This is a genomic window from Pseudomonas sp. 50_B, assembly GCF_017491625.1.
Taxonomy (GTDB): domain Bacteria; phylum Pseudomonadota; class Gammaproteobacteria; order Pseudomonadales; family Pseudomonadaceae; genus Aquipseudomonas; species Aquipseudomonas danubii.
The window spans coordinates 1-457 of record NZ_JAFGYX010000145.1 but is presented as its reverse complement, the minus strand read 5'-3'; the positions used below and the strand labels follow the sequence as shown (position 1 = coordinate 457).

General features: G+C 68.9%; 1 pseudogene. It reads left to right on the top strand.

The window, feature by feature from the left end:
- Nucleotides 1-39: 39 nt before the first annotated feature.
- A pseudogene (locus J5M73_RS31330) lies at nt 40-457 on the top strand (FAD-binding protein); the annotation flags it as partial.

Genomic DNA, 457 nt, shown 5'->3' with positions numbered 1-457 from the left:
CTCCTTCATTGCGCAATCAATCAACTTTTCGAGAAGCCCATGAAAAAGATCCTCGGAGATCCGGCGTCGCGTCGCGAGCGCCGCGCGTTTCTCGGCGACGTCGCGCGTCTCGCGGGCGCGGGCATCATCGCCGGATGGACGCCGATTCGACCGATTGCCGCGCACGCGCAAGCCGCGGGCGCGGCGCCGCCGAATTTTCCCGCCGGCATCGCGCTCTACAAACAGGCGTTTCGCAACTGGAGCGGCGAGATCGCGGTCGCGGACCTGTGGACCGCCGCGCCCGCGACGCCCGCCGACGTCGTCGCGATCGTCAACTGGGCGGCCGAGAACGGTTACCGCGCGCGGCCGCTCGGCCATATGCACAACTGGTCGCCGCTCACGGTCGCCGCGAACGGCGCGCACGAGCGCACGCTGCTCGTCGACACGACGAGGCATCTGTGCGCCGTATCCGTCGACC